Origin of the sequence: Dictyoglomus sp. NZ13-RE01, from assembly GCA_002878375.1 — a bacterium.
In the GTDB taxonomy this organism is placed as follows: Bacteria; Dictyoglomota; Dictyoglomia; order Dictyoglomales; family Dictyoglomaceae; genus NZ13-RE01.
The window spans coordinates 76742-93232 of the sequence record NIRF01000003.1 but is presented as its reverse complement, the minus strand read 5'-3'; the positions used below and the strand labels follow the sequence as shown (position 1 = coordinate 93232).

General features: G+C 33.8%; 16 protein-coding genes, 1 tRNA gene and 1 pseudogene. 10 read left to right on the top strand and 8 right to left on the bottom strand.

Features of this window, described 5'->3' with window-relative positions; genetic code table 11:
• Positions 1-79: 79 nt before the first annotated feature.
• Genes fusA through proB form a run of 3 tightly spaced genes read left to right on the top strand, consistent with a single transcriptional unit; the run spans position 80 to position 3469 of the window.
• Complete coding sequence (gene fusA, locus CBR30_03990) at positions 80-2170, top strand: elongation factor G (protein PMQ01835.1); 2091 nt, start codon at positions 80-82, stop codon at positions 2168-2170.
• Positions 2167-2379, top strand: coding sequence for a hypothetical protein (locus tag CBR30_03985; protein PMQ01834.1), 213 nt, complete (start codon positions 2167-2169; stop codon positions 2377-2379). The genes fusA and CBR30_03985 overlap by 4 nt, the downstream gene beginning before the upstream one ends.
• On the top strand, positions 2363-3469 hold the full coding sequence (gene proB / locus CBR30_03980) for a glutamate 5-kinase (protein ID PMQ01833.1): 1107 nt from the start codon (positions 2363-2365) through the stop codon (positions 3467-3469). Before CBR30_03985 ends, proB begins: the two co-directional genes overlap by 17 nt.
• Here the strand turns inward: proB and CBR30_03975 are convergent.
• From CBR30_03975 to CBR30_03955, 5 genes and pseudogenes are all read right to left on the bottom strand, one after another.
• Positions 3466-4146, bottom strand: coding sequence for a hypothetical protein (locus CBR30_03975; protein PMQ01832.1), 681 nt, complete (start codon positions 4144-4146; stop codon positions 3466-3468). The two genes, proB and CBR30_03975, sit on opposite strands and share 4 nt — an antisense overlap.
• Positions 4139-4528, bottom strand: a complete 390-nt coding sequence (locus CBR30_03970; GenBank protein PMQ01831.1) for a DUF47 domain-containing protein — start codon at positions 4526-4528, stop codon at positions 4139-4141. Before CBR30_03970 ends, CBR30_03975 begins: the two co-directional genes overlap by 8 nt.
• A 4-nt stretch (positions 4529-4532) precedes the next feature.
• Positions 4533-4958 carry a prepilin-type cleavage/methylation domain-containing protein gene (locus tag CBR30_03965; GenBank protein PMQ01830.1) on the bottom strand — a complete coding sequence of 142 codons (426 nt, stop codon included), beginning with the start codon at positions 4956-4958 and terminating at the stop codon, positions 4533-4535.
• Between the two features lie 83 nt (positions 4959-5041).
• Positions 5042-5479, bottom strand: a complete 438-nt coding sequence (locus CBR30_03960) for a prepilin-type cleavage/methylation domain-containing protein (protein ID PMQ01829.1) — start codon at positions 5477-5479, stop codon at positions 5042-5044.
• 73 nt (positions 5480-5552) lie between these two features.
• A pseudogene (locus CBR30_03955) lies at positions 5553-7200 on the bottom strand (phosphate transporter).
• Between the two features lie 112 nt (positions 7201-7312).
• Between CBR30_03955 and CBR30_03950 the strand changes: the two are divergent.
• Positions 7313-8635 (top strand): bifunctional folylpolyglutamate synthase/dihydrofolate synthase, encoded by a 1323-nt coding sequence (locus tag CBR30_03950; protein ID PMQ01828.1) that lies wholly within the window; start codon positions 7313-7315, stop codon positions 8633-8635.
• Here CBR30_03950 and CBR30_03945 read toward each other — a convergent pair.
• The 3 genes from CBR30_03945 to CBR30_03935 form a co-directional block, all read right to left on the bottom strand.
• Entirely contained in the window at positions 8632-9315 is a 684-nt protein-coding gene (locus CBR30_03945) for a glutaredoxin (protein PMQ01827.1), read from the bottom strand. The two genes, CBR30_03950 and CBR30_03945, sit on opposite strands and share 4 nt — an antisense overlap.
• A gap of 1 nt (position 9316) precedes the next feature.
• Entirely contained in the window at positions 9317-10255 is a 939-nt protein-coding gene (gene trxB / locus CBR30_03940; protein PMQ01887.1) for a thioredoxin-disulfide reductase, read from the bottom strand.
• A gap of 121 nt (positions 10256-10376) precedes the next feature.
• A complete protein-coding gene (locus CBR30_03935) occupies positions 10377-11225 on the bottom strand; it encodes an oxidoreductase (protein ID PMQ01826.1) in 849 nt (282 codons plus the stop codon).
• A gap of 112 nt (positions 11226-11337) precedes the next feature.
• On the opposite strand from CBR30_03935, the gene CBR30_03930 reads away from it, so the two are divergent.
• The 6 genes from CBR30_03930 (at position 11338) to gspE (ending at position 16479) form a co-directional block, all read left to right on the top strand.
• Positions 11338-11426, top strand: a tRNA-Leu gene (locus tag CBR30_03930).
• A gap of 39 nt (positions 11427-11465) precedes the next feature.
• On the top strand, positions 11466-11774 hold the full coding sequence (locus CBR30_03925) for a hypothetical protein (protein ID PMQ01825.1): 309 nt from the start codon (positions 11466-11468) through the stop codon (positions 11772-11774).
• Positions 11692-12762, top strand: a complete 1071-nt coding sequence (locus tag CBR30_03920; GenBank protein PMQ01824.1) for an aminodeoxychorismate lyase — start codon at positions 11692-11694, stop codon at positions 12760-12762. The genes CBR30_03925 and CBR30_03920 overlap by 83 nt, the downstream gene beginning before the upstream one ends.
• A complete protein-coding gene (locus CBR30_03915; protein PMQ01823.1) occupies positions 12759-13427 on the top strand; it encodes a uridine kinase in 669 nt (222 codons plus the stop codon). Before CBR30_03920 ends, CBR30_03915 begins: the two co-directional genes overlap by 4 nt.
• Complete coding sequence (locus CBR30_03910) at positions 13381-13899, top strand: haloacid dehalogenase (protein ID PMQ01822.1); 519 nt, start codon at positions 13381-13383, stop codon at positions 13897-13899. Before CBR30_03915 ends, CBR30_03910 begins: the two co-directional genes overlap by 47 nt.
• 27 nt (positions 13900-13926) lie before the next feature.
• Complete coding sequence (gene gspE / locus CBR30_03905; GenBank protein PMQ01886.1) at positions 13927-16479, top strand: type II secretion system protein GspE; 2553 nt, start codon at positions 13927-13929, stop codon at positions 16477-16479.
• Positions 16480-16491: the final 12 nt, after the last annotated feature.

Below are 16491 nucleotides of genomic sequence, written 5' to 3'. Positions count from 1 at the left end.
TAATAAAAGGATTTAACTTTTTTAGGAAATTTCACTAAAAGAATATTAAAATTTGTAGAAGGGGGTTTTAAAAGATAAAATGAAACAATATACCACTGAAGATTTAAGAAATGTAGGACTTTTTGGTCATGGAGGTTCTGGAAAAACTACATTATCGGAGGCAATTCTTTACACCGCTAAAGTTATAGATAGAATGGGAAAAGTTGAGAGTGGGAATACGGTTTCTGATTTTGAGCCTGAAGAAGTAAAAAGAGGAATTTCTCTTAGTTTATCCCTTCTTCCTTTTGAATGGAAAGGTAAGAAGATAAATTTAGTGGATACTCCTGGATATGCGGATTTTATTGGAGAAGTAATTAGTGCTCTTATGGCTGTAGATACTGTGGTGTTGGTCTTGGATGCAATCTCAGGTATTCAGGTTCAACATGAGAGAATCTGGAGCATGGCACAGGAATACTCTTTACCCTCCGCATTTATCATAAATAAGTTGGATAGAGAAAATGCGGACTTTTTTGAAACTTTGAAGACTTTACAAGAAAGATTTGGAAATAAAGTTTTACCAATAGTTTTGCCTATCGGAAAAGAGGCAAGTTTCCAAGGAATTGTTGATCTACTTAACGAAAAGGCTTATATTTATCCTGATGATAAAGGAGAAGAAAAAGAGACAAGTATTCCTTCAGAGTTGAAGGAAGAAGTAAATAAATGGAGACAAAATCTCATTGAAACTATTATAGAGTTTGATGAGGAACTTTTGCAAAGATATTTAGAGGGGGAAGAAATAGAAGCCAATCTAATTGTGGATACCCTTAGAAAAGCTTTTATTAATAGAGAGATATTCCCTGTTTTTGCCATATCTTCCACTAAGAATGTTGGAGTATCTAAATTTTTAGATTATGTAATTCAGATGTTTCCAAATCCTAAGGAGAGAGCTCCTATTAAGGTTGAAGATGTAAAGACAGGTGAAGAAAAGGAAGTTAAAATAGGGGAAAATAATGGTGTGGTGGCTTTTGTATTTAAGACTTCCGCAGATCCTTTTGTAGGAAAACTCAATTATTTAAGGATAATATCAGGAAGTTTGAGACCTGACTCAAACTTATACAATCTAAATAAAGATATTCAAGAAAAGATTGCCCAAATTTATTATCAAAGAGGCAAAAACCAAGAACAAGCTATTGAGGTTACTACTGGCGATATATGTGTAGTCTCAAAGCTAAAGGAAACTGCCACAAATGATACCTTATCAAGCAAAGAAAATTCTTACAAAATTAAGCCACTACCATTCCCAGAGCCAGTATTCTCAGTCTCCGTTATACCAAAATCAAGAGCGGACGAGGATAGAATGAGTACTGCCCTGACAAGAATAGTAGAGGAAGATCCTACAATAAGGGTACAAAGGAATTTTGAGACTAATGAAACCTTAATTTATGGATTAGGAGATTCCCATTTAGAGGTAGTAGTGGAAAGAATGCAAAGAAAATTTGGGGTAAATGTTACTTTAGGTACACCTCAAGTGGCATATAGAGAGACTATAAGGACGACAGCAAAGGCGGAAGGAAAGGTTAAGAAGCAGACAGGTGGAAGAGGTCAGTATGGACATGTTTGGTTAGAACTTGAACCCCTTCCAAGAGGTGGGGGATTTGAGTTTGTAGATAAAATTGTGGGTGGTGTAGTACCAAAGAACTACATACCTGCAGTAGAAAAGGGTATAAGGGAAACTATGGAGAAGGGTATTTTGGCTGGTTATCCAATAGTAGATGTTCGGGTTACATTATTTGATGGTTCATACCATGAAGTGGACTCCTCTGATATGGCTTTTAAAGTGGCAGCTGCAAAAGCTTTTAAAAAAGGATTTTTAGAGGCAAAACCTGTCCTACTGGAACCTATAATGCAGGTAGAAGTAACTGCGCCGGATACCTATACAGGGGATATAATAAGTGACCTTAATGGGAGGAGAGGAAGGGTTACTCAGATAGAGTCCTTAGGAAAAATGCAGGTTATAAAGGCTTTGGTACCTCTTGCGGAAATGTTGAGATATTCTTCTACTTTGAAATCAATTACGCAAGGTAGAGGCTCATATACGATGAAATTCTCCCATTATGAGGAAGTTCCTGCAAAGATACAAGAGGAGATTATTGCTAAGGCAAAACCAAGAGCAGAGGAAGAGGAAGAATGATAATAAAGTTTGAAGTAGGAGATATAATAGAACTGCCAAAGCCCCATCCTTGTGGTGGAAAGACCTGGGTAGTATTGTATGTAGGCTCAGACATAAAACTGCAATGCGAAAAATGTGGACATATTATAATGATTCCAAGGATAAAAATAAGAAACAAGGCAAAAAAGGTTGGGAAAAAGGAAATTGAATCCTATGGAGCAGAATTATAAAAGAATTGTAGTTAAGATAGGGACCTCAAGCCTTGTAGATGATATGGGGTCCCTATCTCCCGAAAAACTTCTTAGAATTGTAGAACAATGTGTAAAACTTAAGAGATTAGGGAAAGAAGTAATTCTTGTTTCTTCTGGAGCGATTGCATCAGGTAGGGAGATAATAAAGGGCTTAGTAGGAAGAAGAGATTTACCTGCAAAACAAGCTTTGGCAGCGGTAGGACAAGTTAGATTAATGCAGTACTATTCTCAGCTCTTTTCCCTATTCCATCAACCAATAGCTCAAATCTTGCTTACTGCGGAAGATCTCTATGATAGAAAAAGGTATTTAAATATATCCAACACCTTTACCATTTTATTAAAAGAGGGAGTAATTCCAATAGTTAATGAGAATGATACTGTGGCAGTAGAAGAGATAAAAATAGGTGATAATGATACTCTTTCTGCTAAAGTTGCTTGTGCTGTAAATGCGGATCTACTCATTATCTTGTCTGATGTAGAGGGTGTTTATACAAAAGATCCTCATAAAGATGCAAACGCAAAACTTATATCCGAGATTTATGAGATAGATGAGGAGATAGAAAAGTTGGCAGGACCTGGCAAAGGTACTGGCGGTATGTATACAAAAATTTCTTCTGCTAAAATTGTAATGTCCGCTGGAATTCCCATGGTTTTAGCAAAGTCAGATATTCCAGATGTAATAATTAGAATAATAAATGGAGAAAGAATTGGAACTCTTTTTATACCTAAAAAAGAGCATACCCAAAGAAAAAAACATTGGCTTCTATTTATAACAAAACCTGAAGGAAAGGTCTACATAGATGATGGGGCAATAACAGCCATTCTAAAAAAAGGAAAAAGTCTGCTTCCTGTAGGAGTTAAAAGGATTGAGGGAGTTTTTGGAAGTGGTGATGTAGTCTCCATTTGTACCCTTGAAGGGGAGGAGATAGGAAGAGGCATATCAAATTATAGTAGTCTTGAACTTTCCCAGATAATAGGAAAAACAAAAGAGGAAATAGAAAACCAAATGGAGCTTTCCTATGAAGAAGTTGTACATCGGGATAATTTAGTAGTTATAAAGAACGATTAAATGTATTTATTTTCTTTTAAGCTTAAATATCTACCATCAGAGATTATCAAGTGATCCAAAACCTCTACACCAATAATTTTTCCTGCCTCAATTAGCCTCTTAGTAAAGATTATGTCTTCCTCGCTGGGTGTTAAATCTCCAGAAGGATGATTATGAGCTAATATTATTTTCCCAGAGTTTTCTTGAAGAGCATAACGAAAGATTTCTCTTGGCTGTGCATATACCACATTTAGATTTCCCTTCGCTATTAATTTTTTACTTAAACATCGATTCTTCACATCCAAATAGGCACAAAATAAATGTTCTTCAGAAAGATTTAGAAAATCCTCTTGAAAAATTAAATAAGCGGACTGCGGATTCTGAATACTCTCTTGAAAATACTCCCTTTTATCTAAGAAAATTCTTTTACCTAATTCAATGCTTGCTTTAATCTGAATGGCTTTTGTAACTCCAATACCTGGATATTTTATTAATTCTCCAATACCTACTTCAAAGAGTCTTTTTAAGCTTCCAAAATCCTTTAATATCTTTTCGGAAAGCTCAAGAACAGATAAATTTTTAGTTCCTGTTCTTAGAATAATAGCGAGCAGTTCTATATCAGATAAGCTTTGGCTTCCCTGATTTATAAGCCTTTCACGAGGCTTTTCATTTTCTGGTAAATTTTTTATCTTACTCATCCTGAGATGGAGGGATTTTCTCTACATCCTCAGGCTCTAATTTTTCTTCCTCTGCAATTTTCTTTATTTCTTCCTGTTTTTCATCAATACTTTTTTCTATTTTCTCAATCTCCTCAATAAACTTTTGTATCTCTTCCTTTGTCAAATCTCTACCCTCTTTATAACCCTTATAAATCTCCTCTCCAAGCCTTCTTAAATACTCCCTTTTATCTCCTTCTAAGGACAAGATTTCCGCTTTCAAGCCCGCAATCTTTGCCAGTTTTACAGATTCCTTCCCCAAGGTTTTTGCAAGATCTGTAATGGCATCTCCTGCCTTTTTAGCAAAGGAGCCAATTTGTGGTTTCAAATCTTCCCAAATTTTTTTCCATCTATCCTCCGCCATTTTTTCACCTTCCTTCTAATACAATTCTATTTGATAAAAGAAGAAGCACTTTTTGGTTAAATCGGTCCATAACCGATAGGGTATATGAGTTTAGAGATGGATCATAAGTATATGTTATTTTATAATGCTCATTATTTTCGTCACTATATGGCTTATTATTATAAGGATTTTCAGGGAATGTGCCATTAGGAATGTATTTTTTCAAGTTTAAATATAGATCGTTGAGGGTTGTTGCGGTAGGATATCTTCCTTCATGATCTGTAGCATAAGCTTCTACTGCCACATGAAGAAGCCTAAGATTTGCTCTTGCGGACGTTTCTCTTGCCCTCTCAATTGTTGAAAAATAAATATTGTATATGAAAAATGATAATATCCCAATAATTATAAAAACAATCATAAGCTCTATAAGAGTAAAACCATTTTTCTTCATAAGCTCTCCTTTTATTTTTTAAAATAAAGGGCAAGCTTTTACACTTGCCCTTTATTTTAAATATAAGGATTTGGATTAGTCAACTATCTGTTGGAAAGTTCGATAACAGCAGTGGTATTGGTTCTGTTGTAGCCTTTTAAAGTATAGGAGTTAGTAACAGGATCATACTGATAAGTTATAGCGTATTGTTGTGCTGTTGTTGGATTATCTTTTATAGGACTATCTGAATCAAAGAGGTTTTCGCCTACCTTATATGGCTGATTTGTAGCAGGGCTCTTTGGGAACTGATTGCCAGGTAGGTATGCAGTATAAGCGTTAAGATCATCAGTATATGTTCCGCTATGCTCTGTTGCATACATTTCAATGGCAGTTTGAATTGTTTTTACTGCGCTTCTTACTGCAGACTCCCTTGCTTTCTCAGTTGCCCCCATAAAGTTTGGTAATGCTACTGCAGCTAAGATGGCAATGATTACGATGACCACCATTAGTTCAATCAAGGTAAAACCTTTCTCTCTTCTCATTCTTTATTCACCTCCTTTCTTATAAATATTATACCCCAAAATTTAAAAAATTATTATTAAAAATTTTTTTTACTCATCCAACAAGAGCTTCCTTCTTTAATAGATTAACTTCCTCAAAGTTTTGAGCTATATTTACAGAATGATCACCTATTCTTTCAAGATTAGTTAGTATATCAGAGAATACTAAGCCTGCAATAGGATTACATACTCCCATCTTCATCCTTACTATATGATTATCAATTAGTTCCTTAACAAGTTTATCTATCTCCTCTTCAATTCTTAGTACATCCTTTAATCGGGAAACATGAGTTTCTTTTATCATCTCAAAGGCATTTTTCATATTTTTATATACCAGCTCTCTTAACTCTTCTAATTCTTTTTGAGCAAACTCAGAGAATTCAACTTTATTTGATATCTTATCTTCTATTTTTTCCATGATATTAGTTAAATGGTCTGCAATTCTTTCCACATCATCAACACTTCTCAAAATTGCATTTAATTCTTTTGCCTCTTGTTCTGAAAGAGGGCGTGAGGATAGTTTTGTTAAATAGTTAATAAGAGTTATTTTTAGATAATCTGTAATGTCTTCCATATCAAGAATCTCTTTTTGTTTTTCTAACCCATTACTTTTCAAAGAATCAAAAACCATATTGAACATATCCTCAGATATATCCGCCATTCGAGCTAATTCTTTTCTTGCACCCTCTAATGCAGTTGTAGGTGTATCCAAAAGTAGAGGATTTAGGAAAAGTGGTTTCTTGTAAATGATCTTTTCTTCTCCTGGAAGCAATATTTTAACGATAAATGCATAAGGTTTTGTAAACCAAATCCATATAAAACTCCAAAAAACATTAAATAATGTATGGGCATTAGCTACCTGTCTTGCAGGATCTAAAGAAGTTTTCATTACTATATTCGTAAATATCCCTAAGAATGGAAAGATTAAAGTTACTCCAATCACATTGAACAAGAGATGGGCAAGAGCGGTTCTTTTTGCTGAAAGTCTTGTCCCTATGGATGCTATTAAAGCTGTAACGCATGTTCCAATATTTGCTCCCAGGATTAGTGGAATAGCGGATGTGATAGGTATAGATGATTTGTTTGCTAAAGCAACAACTATGCTTGTAGTTACACTACTACTCTGAATAATAGCAGTAACACCCGCACCCACAAGAATACCTAAAAGAGGATATTTACTCATCGATATCATAAGTTCCCGAAAATAGGTCCAATTTTTTAAAGAAGTTAGGGAGTCATCCATAAGTTTTAGTCCGAAAAATAGAACACCAAAACCAAATAAAGCCTCACCTATATACTTTACATACTTTCTTTTTCCAAAAAAGAGAAATAAGAATCCTATAAAAAGGAAATAAGGAGATAGGTAAGTAAGTTTGAAGGCAACAAGTTGAGCGGTAATTGTAGTTCCGATATTTGCACCAAAAATTACTCCTAAGGAGCCCTCCAGTGTGATTAATCCTGCATTAACAAAGCTTACAGTTAAAACAGTTACTGCACTACTACTTTGAACGATGGCTGTAGTCAAAGTACCTATAATCAAACCTTTCCAGGGAGAGTTTGTGATTTTTTTCAAAAATGTCTCTCAACCTTGAGCTTGCAGCTTTCTCTAAACCTGAACTCATCTGTATAATTCCATATAAGAAAAGAGAAAGTCCTGCCAATAAAAGCCCTATATTATCAGCATTAAGAGGAAAATTCTGCATACTTCTTCCTCCATATTAGTATTTTACTGATGGAGTATATCATATAAATTTTAAAAAGATATTAAAGATGTTATAATCAATTGCTAACTAAGGCCTGGAGGAGGATTAAAAGATGGATTATGTTAATGCTCTTAATTATATATATGGGCTTATAAATTATGAGAGAAAGCTTGATAAACTAAATTATGATGAGAAAAAGTTTTATCTTGAGAGAATGAGATATCTTTTGGATATTATGGGGAATCCCCAAAAAGAATTAAAAGCCTTTCATATTGCAGGGACAAAAGGAAAGGGCTCAACATCCGCAATGATTTTTTCTATTCTAAAGTCTGCAGGATATAAAGTGGGTTTATACACATCCCCTCATTTACAAAGTATTAGAGAGAGAATTGTTACTCATGAAGGATTAATTAGTAAAGAAGAATTTACAGGTTTAATGGAAGAAGTGAAGGAGTATGTGGATTTTGCGAGCAAACATCCAGTCTATGGTGCACCAACATTCTTTGAGGTTTTAACGGCATCCGCCTTTCTTTATTTTTATAGAAAAAAATTAGATTTTGTAGTCATAGAGGTAGGATTGGGAGGGAGATTGGATGCTACAAATACCATCATTCCATTAGTATCTATAATAACTCCAATAGGATTTGATCATATGCATATATTAGGGAATACACTTCCAGAAATAGCAAGAGAAAAAGCAGGAATAATAAAATATAATGTGCCTCTAATTTGTGCCCCTCAAGATCCTTCTGCCTGGGAAGAGATTAAAAAACAGGCTCTATTAAAAAGAGCACCATATATAAAAATAGATGAGGTTTATTCTTGGAAAAAAGTAGTTTCAAATTTAAAAGAGCAAATTTTTACAATATCTAAGGATAATACAGATTATATTTTTAGCATTCCTCTATTAGGAGAACATCAATTGGTTAATGCGGTATGTGCTTTTTCTGCCTTAAACCTAAATCTGAAATGGTATATCTCATTGGAGGATTATAAAAAGGGTTTTTCAGAAGTAGAGTGGCATGGAAGGTTTGAAGTTGTTCAAAAAGATCCATTGGTTATTATAGATGGTGCTCATAACCTATCCTCCGCAATAGCTTTAAGAGAAACCTTAGAAGATTATGTTAGATATAAAAGATTATTCCTAATATGTGGAATGATGAAGGATAAGGATGCTTATGCCTTTTTAAATACCTTAGAACCATTAGTTCATAGTTTTCATTTCCTACCTCTTCCCAGTAGTAGGACAAGAGATGCGGATGAACTTGCTGGTTTACTGAATAACAGAGAAAAGCCTGTATTTACTTATAAGGACTTTCCTTCAGCCTTTGAAGATGTATATAAAAAAGCCTCACCTGAAGATCTTATCTTAATAACAGGTTCCTTATATCTTGCAGGTGAGGCTCGTGATTACTTTTTTGGAAAGGTTGATTAGCTCTTTAAAGCGGACTTTAGATATTCTAAGAATATGTTTTCAGGAACAGCCCCTTCTACTTCTACTTTATCATTAATAACTGTTTTGGGGACACCTGAAACCTCATATTTTTCAGCTAAATGGGGAAACTCAATAGCTTCTATCATGTCCGCAGTAATTAATTTGTTTTCTAATGCTGCTTGGTGGGCAAGTCTTACCATTCTTGGACAATAGGGACATGTTGGAGTAACAAAGACCTGAATATGGACAGGACTTGTTATTGTTTGAAGAAAAGCTTTTGTATTTTGAGAAAGTCCTGTTTCCCCTCTTGATACATCTATTATATCCTCAATTAAAGAGGAAAATTCATAACCTGATGGAATACCAAAGTACCTAAGATTTAGAACTTCTCCATTTTTTTCAAATAATATAGCTGGTATTTTATCCACATTATACTTTTTGGCTAAAATTTCATTAGCTAAAAAGTCATAAACCTCAAGCTCTAATAGGTCAGAAAGACCTACTACCTCTTCTAATATTTCTCTTGTTTGTTGACAATATTGACATTCAATTCTTCCAGGAACAACAAGTTTACTTCCTGCAGATCTTTCACTAAATAATATAATCTTTACCTTATCTTTTAGATTCTCATTAAATAAATTTTTTAAATACTCTCTATCCTCATCTCTTAAAAGTGCCATACTACAATCCTCCTTTAATCTTAATTTCATCTAAATATTTTCCTGCAGAAGTAGCTGCAATGGCTCCATCTGCTAATGCAGTTACAATCTGTCTCAAACTTTTTACTCGAACATCTCCTGCTGCAAAAATCCCAGGAACTGATGTTTGCATATTTTCATCAGTAATAATAAAACCATTTGGATCAAGTTTCAATAGGGAGGAGAAAAGCTCTGTTTGTGGGGTAAGTCCTATATATATGAAAACCCCATCGATAGGTATCTCTTTAACCTCACCACTTTTAACATCTTTTAATACTAAACCTTCCACTTTTTTGTCTCCTTTTATTTCTTCTACTACATGGCTCAATAGAAACTTTATTTTAGGATTTGAAAAGGCTTTTTCTTGGGTTATTTTCTCTGCTCTTAGTTGATCCCTCCTATGTATAATAATAACTTCTTCTGCAAATCTTGTTAGGTATAAAGCTTCTTCTAATGCAGAATCTCCACCTCCAACAACTGCCACTTTTTTCCCTACAAAAAAGGCTCCGTCACATACAGCACAATAAGAAACTCCTTTTCCTAAGAATTCATTTTCTCCAGGAACACCTAACTTTTTGGGCTTTGTTCCTACACAAATAATAAGTGCAAGAGCTCTAAAGGTTCTTAAAGGCGTTTCTACTATCTTCCAGTCTCCATCGAGCTTTATACTTGTTACTCCTGTTTCTATTATCTTTGTCCCGAATTTTCTTGCCTGTTGTTCTAATCTTTTTGAAAGCTCTTCTCCTGTTATACCTTCTGGGAATCCTGGATAATTTTCAATTACAGCAGTCAATGCAGCAAGTCCTCCTACTAAGGATTCCTCTAATAATAAGGTTTTTAATCTTGCCCTTCCTGCATAAATTCCTGCAGTTAAACCAGCAGGTCCACCACCAATAATTATAACATCTTGGACCTCATCAATAGCCTCCTCTTCAACCTTTTTAAAAGAAAATTCTAAAATTTTTACCACCTACCTTTCTCAATATACTACATAAGGTATGTTAAGTATACCAAAAAGATAATAATTATAGGTTAAAATTATGTTAAACAGCTAATTTGAAAATTGGCTCTATTCCCTTTGCTACCTCTTTCAAATAATTAACCTCTTCCTTCGTAATAGGTTTAAAGTTCTCCGCAATGTTTAAAGCCCATTCCCAGAATTTATATTCCCCGGGGGGTATAGCGGATGTTATAGGTTGGGATAAGGTAAACCTTAGGGCTAATTCTGCTATTTTATAATCTTCAATAGGTACATACCATGCCTTTTTATACGGTCTTTCTTGCCCTTCAGGAACAATTGTTTTAGCTAATGCTTTAATAGCTAATATTTTCACATTTTTCTCCTTTGCTTTTTCTATAACCTGTGGACCAAAATTGGTGTTGAAAAATTCTACAAAATTTATAGGAAATAAAATTGAATCAAAATTAAAAACATCTAAAAGTTTTAGTGCTACCTCTACAGAATGGGCTGAAAAGCCAATGTATCTAATTAATCCTTCCTCTTTTGCCTTAACAAAAGCGGATAATGCTCCATTTGGACCTATTACTTTTTCAAAATCTTCCATGGTAGTCATAGCATGAAGTTGATATAAATCAAAATAATCTGTCTCTAAATTTTTTAATGATTCATGAAGTTGTTTCCAAGCAGAATCCTTTGTCCTTTCTCCTGTTTTACAGGCAAGAAATATTTCTTTTCTTTTTCCTCTTAGTGCTGGTCCTAATTTAATTTCCGCATCTCCATAGGTGGGTGCTACATCAAAATAATTAATTCCCTTTTCTATAGCATAAGATACTCTTTTGTTTGCAGTTTCTTGATCTTCATTCATTACTAAAACACCACCAAATCCTATAATAGATAATTTTATTCCATCTTTAAATTCTCTCTTTTCCATGGTTTTCCCTCCGTATTAAATTTTTCTATATTATTCTACCATATTAAAATGACTCTTTACTATTAAAAAAAGTTATGGTAAACTTCTTTCTTGAAAGAGGATTAAAGATACCGCCGGAGTGGCGGAATTGGCAGACGCACTGGACTTAAAATCCAGAGGGTAGCGATACCCGTGCCGGTTCGAGTCCGGCCTCCGGCACCATCTTTTAGTCCCCTTAATTTTTATATGATGAGGTGGATTATGGCAGAAGAAAGACATGACCAAGACATTTTAATTCTTGAAGATGAAAATGGAGAAAAGTACGAATATATAATAAGAGATTTTATAGAAGTAGATGAAAATACGTATGTTCTACTAACTCCAAAATCTTCGGAAGATACTGATGAAATTTACATCTTTCGTTGCAAATTAACGGAAGAAAATGGAGAATTATATATCTCCGCTCTTGAAGAAATTGAAGACGAAGATGAATTTGAAAGAGTTGTGGAAGCTTTGGAATCAGAAGCTGAAGAAGAAGATTGGGAAGACGAAGATTGGGAAGAAGAGTAGTTTTCTTCTTTTTCTTGCCTTTTTATCAGTTTTCATATTTTTAGTTCTTTTAAGTTTTGCTCCAAAAAACTTAAATTCTAAAGATATTATTTTGGTTTATATTCCCCAAGGAAGTTCTTCCTTAGAAGTTGGGAAGATTCTAAGCAAAAAGGGAATAATAAATTGGGATTATGGGTTTTGGCTTTGGTGCAAGATTCTTGGGGTGGAAAGGAAATTGAAGTTTGGATATTACAAACTTTCCCCCCAAGAGGATCTATTTGAAATAATTAATAAGCTTATAAAAGGAACGGTAGAAACTCTAAAGTTTACAATTCCGGAAGGTTCTACCTTAGAGAATATTGCGGATATCCTTGAGAGTAAACTTCATCTTTCAAAAGAAACCTTTTTAAAATTAGCAGAAAATCCTAAAAATTTAGGAAAAATAAAAGATTATTTTAAGGATGAAATACCTACGACCTTAGAAGGTTATCTATTTCCCGCCACATATGATGTTCCTCTTGATTTAAAAGAGGAAGATATTATTTATATCTTACTAAGAACTTTTTTTAATAAATTAGATATTGAGATTCCCAATTGGAGGGAAGAATTAAAAAAGAGAAATATGACATTGAAGGAATGGGTAACCTTAGCTTCTATTGTAGAGAAAGAAGCAAAATATGACGACGAAAGACCATTAATTGCAGGCACTTTTTTAAATAGAATCAAATTAGGCTATAAACTGCAATCTTGTGCTACAGTAGAATACATATACAAATTCAAAAAACCAGTACTCTCTTATAATGATCTAAAAATTGACTCTCCATACAACACATATATCTATTATGGGCTTCCCCCATCCCCTATATGTTCTCCTTCAATTAATTCCTTAAAAGCCGTATTATATCCCCAAGGAGATTATTTATTTTTTGTCTCAAAAGGGGATGGAAGACATTACTTTTCAAAGACTTATGAAGAACATTTGAGATTTCAAAGGAGTAATGAAAAATGAAGACACCTGTATTAATTGGAATAGCTGGTGGAACAGGATCTGGAAAAACCACATTAGCAGAAAAAATTTTGGAATTTTTCCCAAAAGGGGAAGTTGTGGTTATTTCACAAGATTCTTATTATTTAGATCAAAGTCATCTTCCTTTGGAAGAAAGAAGAAAGATAAATTATGATCATCCTTTAGCTTTTGATTTTCCTCTTCTTATTGAGCATTTAAAGAAGCTAAAAAAGGGTGAACCTATACTTTGCCCAACATACTCTTTCTCAGAGTATATCAGACTTCCAGAGAAAATTTTAATAGAACCTAAGCCTGTAATAATTTTGGAAGGGATATTGGTTTTGATTGATGAGGAGCTTAGAAATCTATTGGATATTAAATTATATGTGGACTCCGATCCTGATGTTAGGTTTATAAGGAGGCTTTTAAGAGATATAAAGGAGAGAGGTAGAAATGTAGAACAGGTTGTTGAACAATATCTTAATACTGTAAGACCAATGCATTTACAATTTGTAGAACCTACAAAAAAATATGCGGATATAATAATTCCCGAGGGGGGATTTAATAAGGTTGCTATAGAATTAATTATTGCTAAGATTAAAAGTATTCTTGGAGAGAGTTATGTTGAGGGAGCTGAAACCTCAGAAATACGTACATTCGATTTTTAAAATTAAATTTGAAGAATTATATAATGTGGGTTATAGGGGAATTATTTTTGACCTTGATAATACTATTGTGCCATGGAATGAGCACAAGATAGATCAAAAAACTTTAGAATTCTTAGATTATTTAAAGAAAATAGGATTTAGAATAATAATTGTATCTAATAACTTGTCCTTTAAAAGAATTAATTTTTATTCTTCTCTTACAAACATTCCTGCTATTGGAGGAGCTTTAAAACCCAGAAATAGAGCCTTTAAAAAGGCTTTAAAAATTCTTCAAACTACCCCCGAGACAACCTTAGTAATTGGTGATAGAATATTAACAGATGTATGGGGAGGTAATAGATTAGGAATGTATACCATTTTAGTATCGCCATTGAATAAAAATGAGTTATGGATAAAAAGATGGACAGTGCGTCTATTTGAAAATCTTCTTATTAAATACTGGTTAAGTAAGAAAATTTTAAAGGAGGAATAAAATTTGCTTCGTGCTTTTGATGAAAAGATACTTAATTATTTAAGAGATAAAAAACTTATTTCCGAGGAAATTTATCAAAAAGCTAAAAACGCTTTGCAAGATCCGAATGTAGATACACAAACCTTTCTTTTAAATGAGAAAATCTTTACCGAAGAAAATTTGATAAAAATCTTGAAGGATCTATTAGGGTGGGAAGTTATAAATTACGAGGATATAAAGCCAGACCCAGCGGTTTCTAAAATCATTCCTCCATTCTTGAAAAAATTTTACAATTTTATCCCCATAAAAATAGAAGATAACTCAATACATATTGGATTTTTTATACCTATTAAACCATCAGCTATTGACGATATAACCTTGATGACGGGATATTCTGTGGTTCCATACATTATAAGAAGAAGCGGAGAATATGCCGAGGAAGAAGAAGTAGAAGATGTCATTGTAGAAGAGTCCTATAATTCAGGAACAATAATAATTCCAAATGAAGAAGTTAATTTAGAATTAGAAGAAGACAATAAAAAGCTTGTTGTAAAAACCGAAGAAGAAGAGCAAGAGGGTATTATAGAAATAAAAGAGGAAGAAATTGAAGAACTTGAGAAACTTGTAAGTGAAATTGCAGAAGAAAAGAAAGAAGAAAAAGAAGAGGTTAAGCAAGAAGGTGTGTTAGAGATAAAGGAGGAAGAGGTTGCGGATCTCTCAAAACTTATAGCTGAAGCAGTGGAGGAAAAACAAGAGGAGATCATTGAGGTAAAGAGAGAAGAAACTGAAGAGCTTAAAGAAGAAGAGAAAAAAGAGGAAAAGAGGGCTAATTTAATTGCAGAGAAAATAATTGGTGCAGTTAAGGATAAGCTACCAACTGCTGGAACAAAAGGTGAGAGGGTAAAAAGAGTTACAAGAAGAAAATTAGGAGAGATTCTCTTAGAAGAAGGTTTTATTGATGAAGAAAAATTAAATAAGGCGTTAGAAGAAGCCCAAAAATCTGGAAAGTCTTTGGGAGATATTTTATTAGAGCTAAAATATATTAATGATTATCAGCTTGCTAAAGCTTTAAGTATCCAATTAGGATTTGCCTTTAAATCTTTAAAAGATATAAAGGTGGATCCAGAAGTAACAAAACTTATAAATATGACAAAGATAAAGCAGGACATGATTTTACCTTTATATAAAGAAAATAACAAATTATACGTGGCAATTGTTGATCCAAGAAATATAACCGCCTTAGATGATATAAAACTTATAGCAAAAACTCAGATTGAACCAGTGATAGTACCAAAGTCGGAATTCTTTGAATTTATTGAAAAATTAACCTTATCCAAGGAGACAGAAGAGTTATTAGCGGAAGTTCAGTGGGTAAAAGAAGAAGAGCAACCACCTCAAGAACCAACCGAAGATGTTACAGAAGAAGGGGGAACGATTGCAAGGTTAGTTAATGGTATTTTGATAGATGCAGTAACAAAAGGAGCTAGTGATATTCATATGGAGCCTTTGGAAAAGGAGTTTAGAATAAGATATAGGATTGATGGCATTTTACATGAGGCTCAGAGAATTCCTAAGAACTTACAAGCTTCAATTATATCTCGTGTTAAGATTATTAGTAATATGGATATAGCAGAAAGAAGAATACCTCAAGATGGAAGAATTAAGATGGTCGTTAAGGGGCAAACTTACGATTTTCGTGTTTCCACATTACCTGGAATATTTGGTGAGAAGGTGGTTTTACGTATATTAGGAAGAAGTGAGATAGGTTTATCCTTAGAGAGTTTGGGGTTTAGTGAACATAATTATCAAAGATATGTGAAAATGTTGAGAAGTCCATACGGAATAATATTAGTAACAGGTCCTACAGGGAGTGGAAAATCAACAACATTGTATGCATCTCTAAATATGATTAATTCACCTGACATAAATATTATAACTGTTGAAGATCCGGTGGAGTATCAATTGCCTGGAATTCATCAGGTACAGGTTAATCCAAAGGCAGGCTTAACCTTTGCAAGTGCCTTAAGATCAATTTTAAGACAAGACCCTGATGTGGTTCTTGTAGGTGAGATTAGAGATGAGGAAACTGCAAGAATAGCTATTCAGGCAGCTTTAACAGGGCACTTGGTTCTCTCAACTTTGCATACCAATGATGCCCCATCTGCAGTTACCCGTCTTATTGATATGGGGATTGAGCCCTTCCTAATAGCATCATCTCTATTAGGAGCAGTTGCTCAAAGACTTGTAAGAAAAATTTGTCCTCAATGTAAAACTCCTTATAAACCAACAAAAGAAGAAATAGAGGTTCTTAAAAATAATTTACCAAACGAAGAGATAGATTTCGATAATCTTGTCCTTTACAAAGGAAGCGGATGCAGTTTTTGTAATAATAAAGGATATAAAGGTAGAACAGCAATTCATGAGATCATGCTTTTAGATGATGAGATAAGGGAGCAAATACTTAAGAAAGTATCTAAGGATACCATTAGGGATTTGGCGAGAAAGAAAGGAATGACGACTTTAAGAGAGGATGGATTGCAGAAGGTATTAGCAGGCATAACTACTATTGAGGAGGTAATGAGAGTTACAGCTGCAGACTAATAAAGGGAGGTT

Bases quoted from the DNA above. Each gene is read 5' to 3' on its own strand.
- fusA (PMQ01835.1), top strand. From the start codon at position 80: ATGAAACAATATACCACTGAAGATTTAAGAAATGTAGGACTTTTTGGT.
- CBR30_03985 (PMQ01834.1), top strand. From the start codon at position 2,167: ATGATAATAAAGTTTGAAGTAGGAGATATAATAGAACTGCCAAAGCCC.
- proB (PMQ01833.1), top strand. From the start codon at position 2,363: ATGGAGCAGAATTATAAAAGAATTGTAGTTAAGATAGGGACCTCAAGC.
- CBR30_03975 (PMQ01832.1), bottom strand. From the start codon at position 4,146: ATGAGTAAGATAAAAAATTTACCAGAAAATGAAAAGCCTCGTGAAAGG.
- CBR30_03970 (PMQ01831.1), bottom strand. From the start codon at position 4,528: ATGGCGGAGGATAGATGGAAAAAAATTTGGGAAGATTTGAAACCACAA.
- CBR30_03965 (PMQ01830.1), bottom strand. From the start codon at position 4,958: ATGAAGAAAAATGGTTTTACTCTTATAGAGCTTATGATTGTTTTTATA.
- CBR30_03960 (PMQ01829.1), bottom strand. From the start codon at position 5,479: ATGAGAAGAGAGAAAGGTTTTACCTTGATTGAACTAATGGTGGTCATC.
- CBR30_03950 (PMQ01828.1), top strand. From the start codon at position 7,313: ATGGATTATGTTAATGCTCTTAATTATATATATGGGCTTATAAATTAT.
- CBR30_03945 (PMQ01827.1), bottom strand. From the start codon at position 9,315: ATGGCACTTTTAAGAGATGAGGATAGAGAGTATTTAAAAAATTTATTT.
- CBR30_03935 (PMQ01826.1), bottom strand. From the start codon at position 11,225: ATGGAAAAGAGAGAATTTAAAGATGGAATAAAATTATCTATTATAGGA.
- CBR30_03925 (PMQ01825.1), top strand. From the start codon at position 11,466: ATGGCAGAAGAAAGACATGACCAAGACATTTTAATTCTTGAAGATGAA.
- CBR30_03920 (PMQ01824.1), top strand. From the start codon at position 11,692: ATGAATTTGAAAGAGTTGTGGAAGCTTTGGAATCAGAAGCTGAAGAAG.
- CBR30_03915 (PMQ01823.1), top strand. From the start codon at position 12,759: ATGAAGACACCTGTATTAATTGGAATAGCTGGTGGAACAGGATCTGGA.
- CBR30_03910 (PMQ01822.1), top strand. From the start codon at position 13,381: ATGTTGAGGGAGCTGAAACCTCAGAAATACGTACATTCGATTTTTAAA.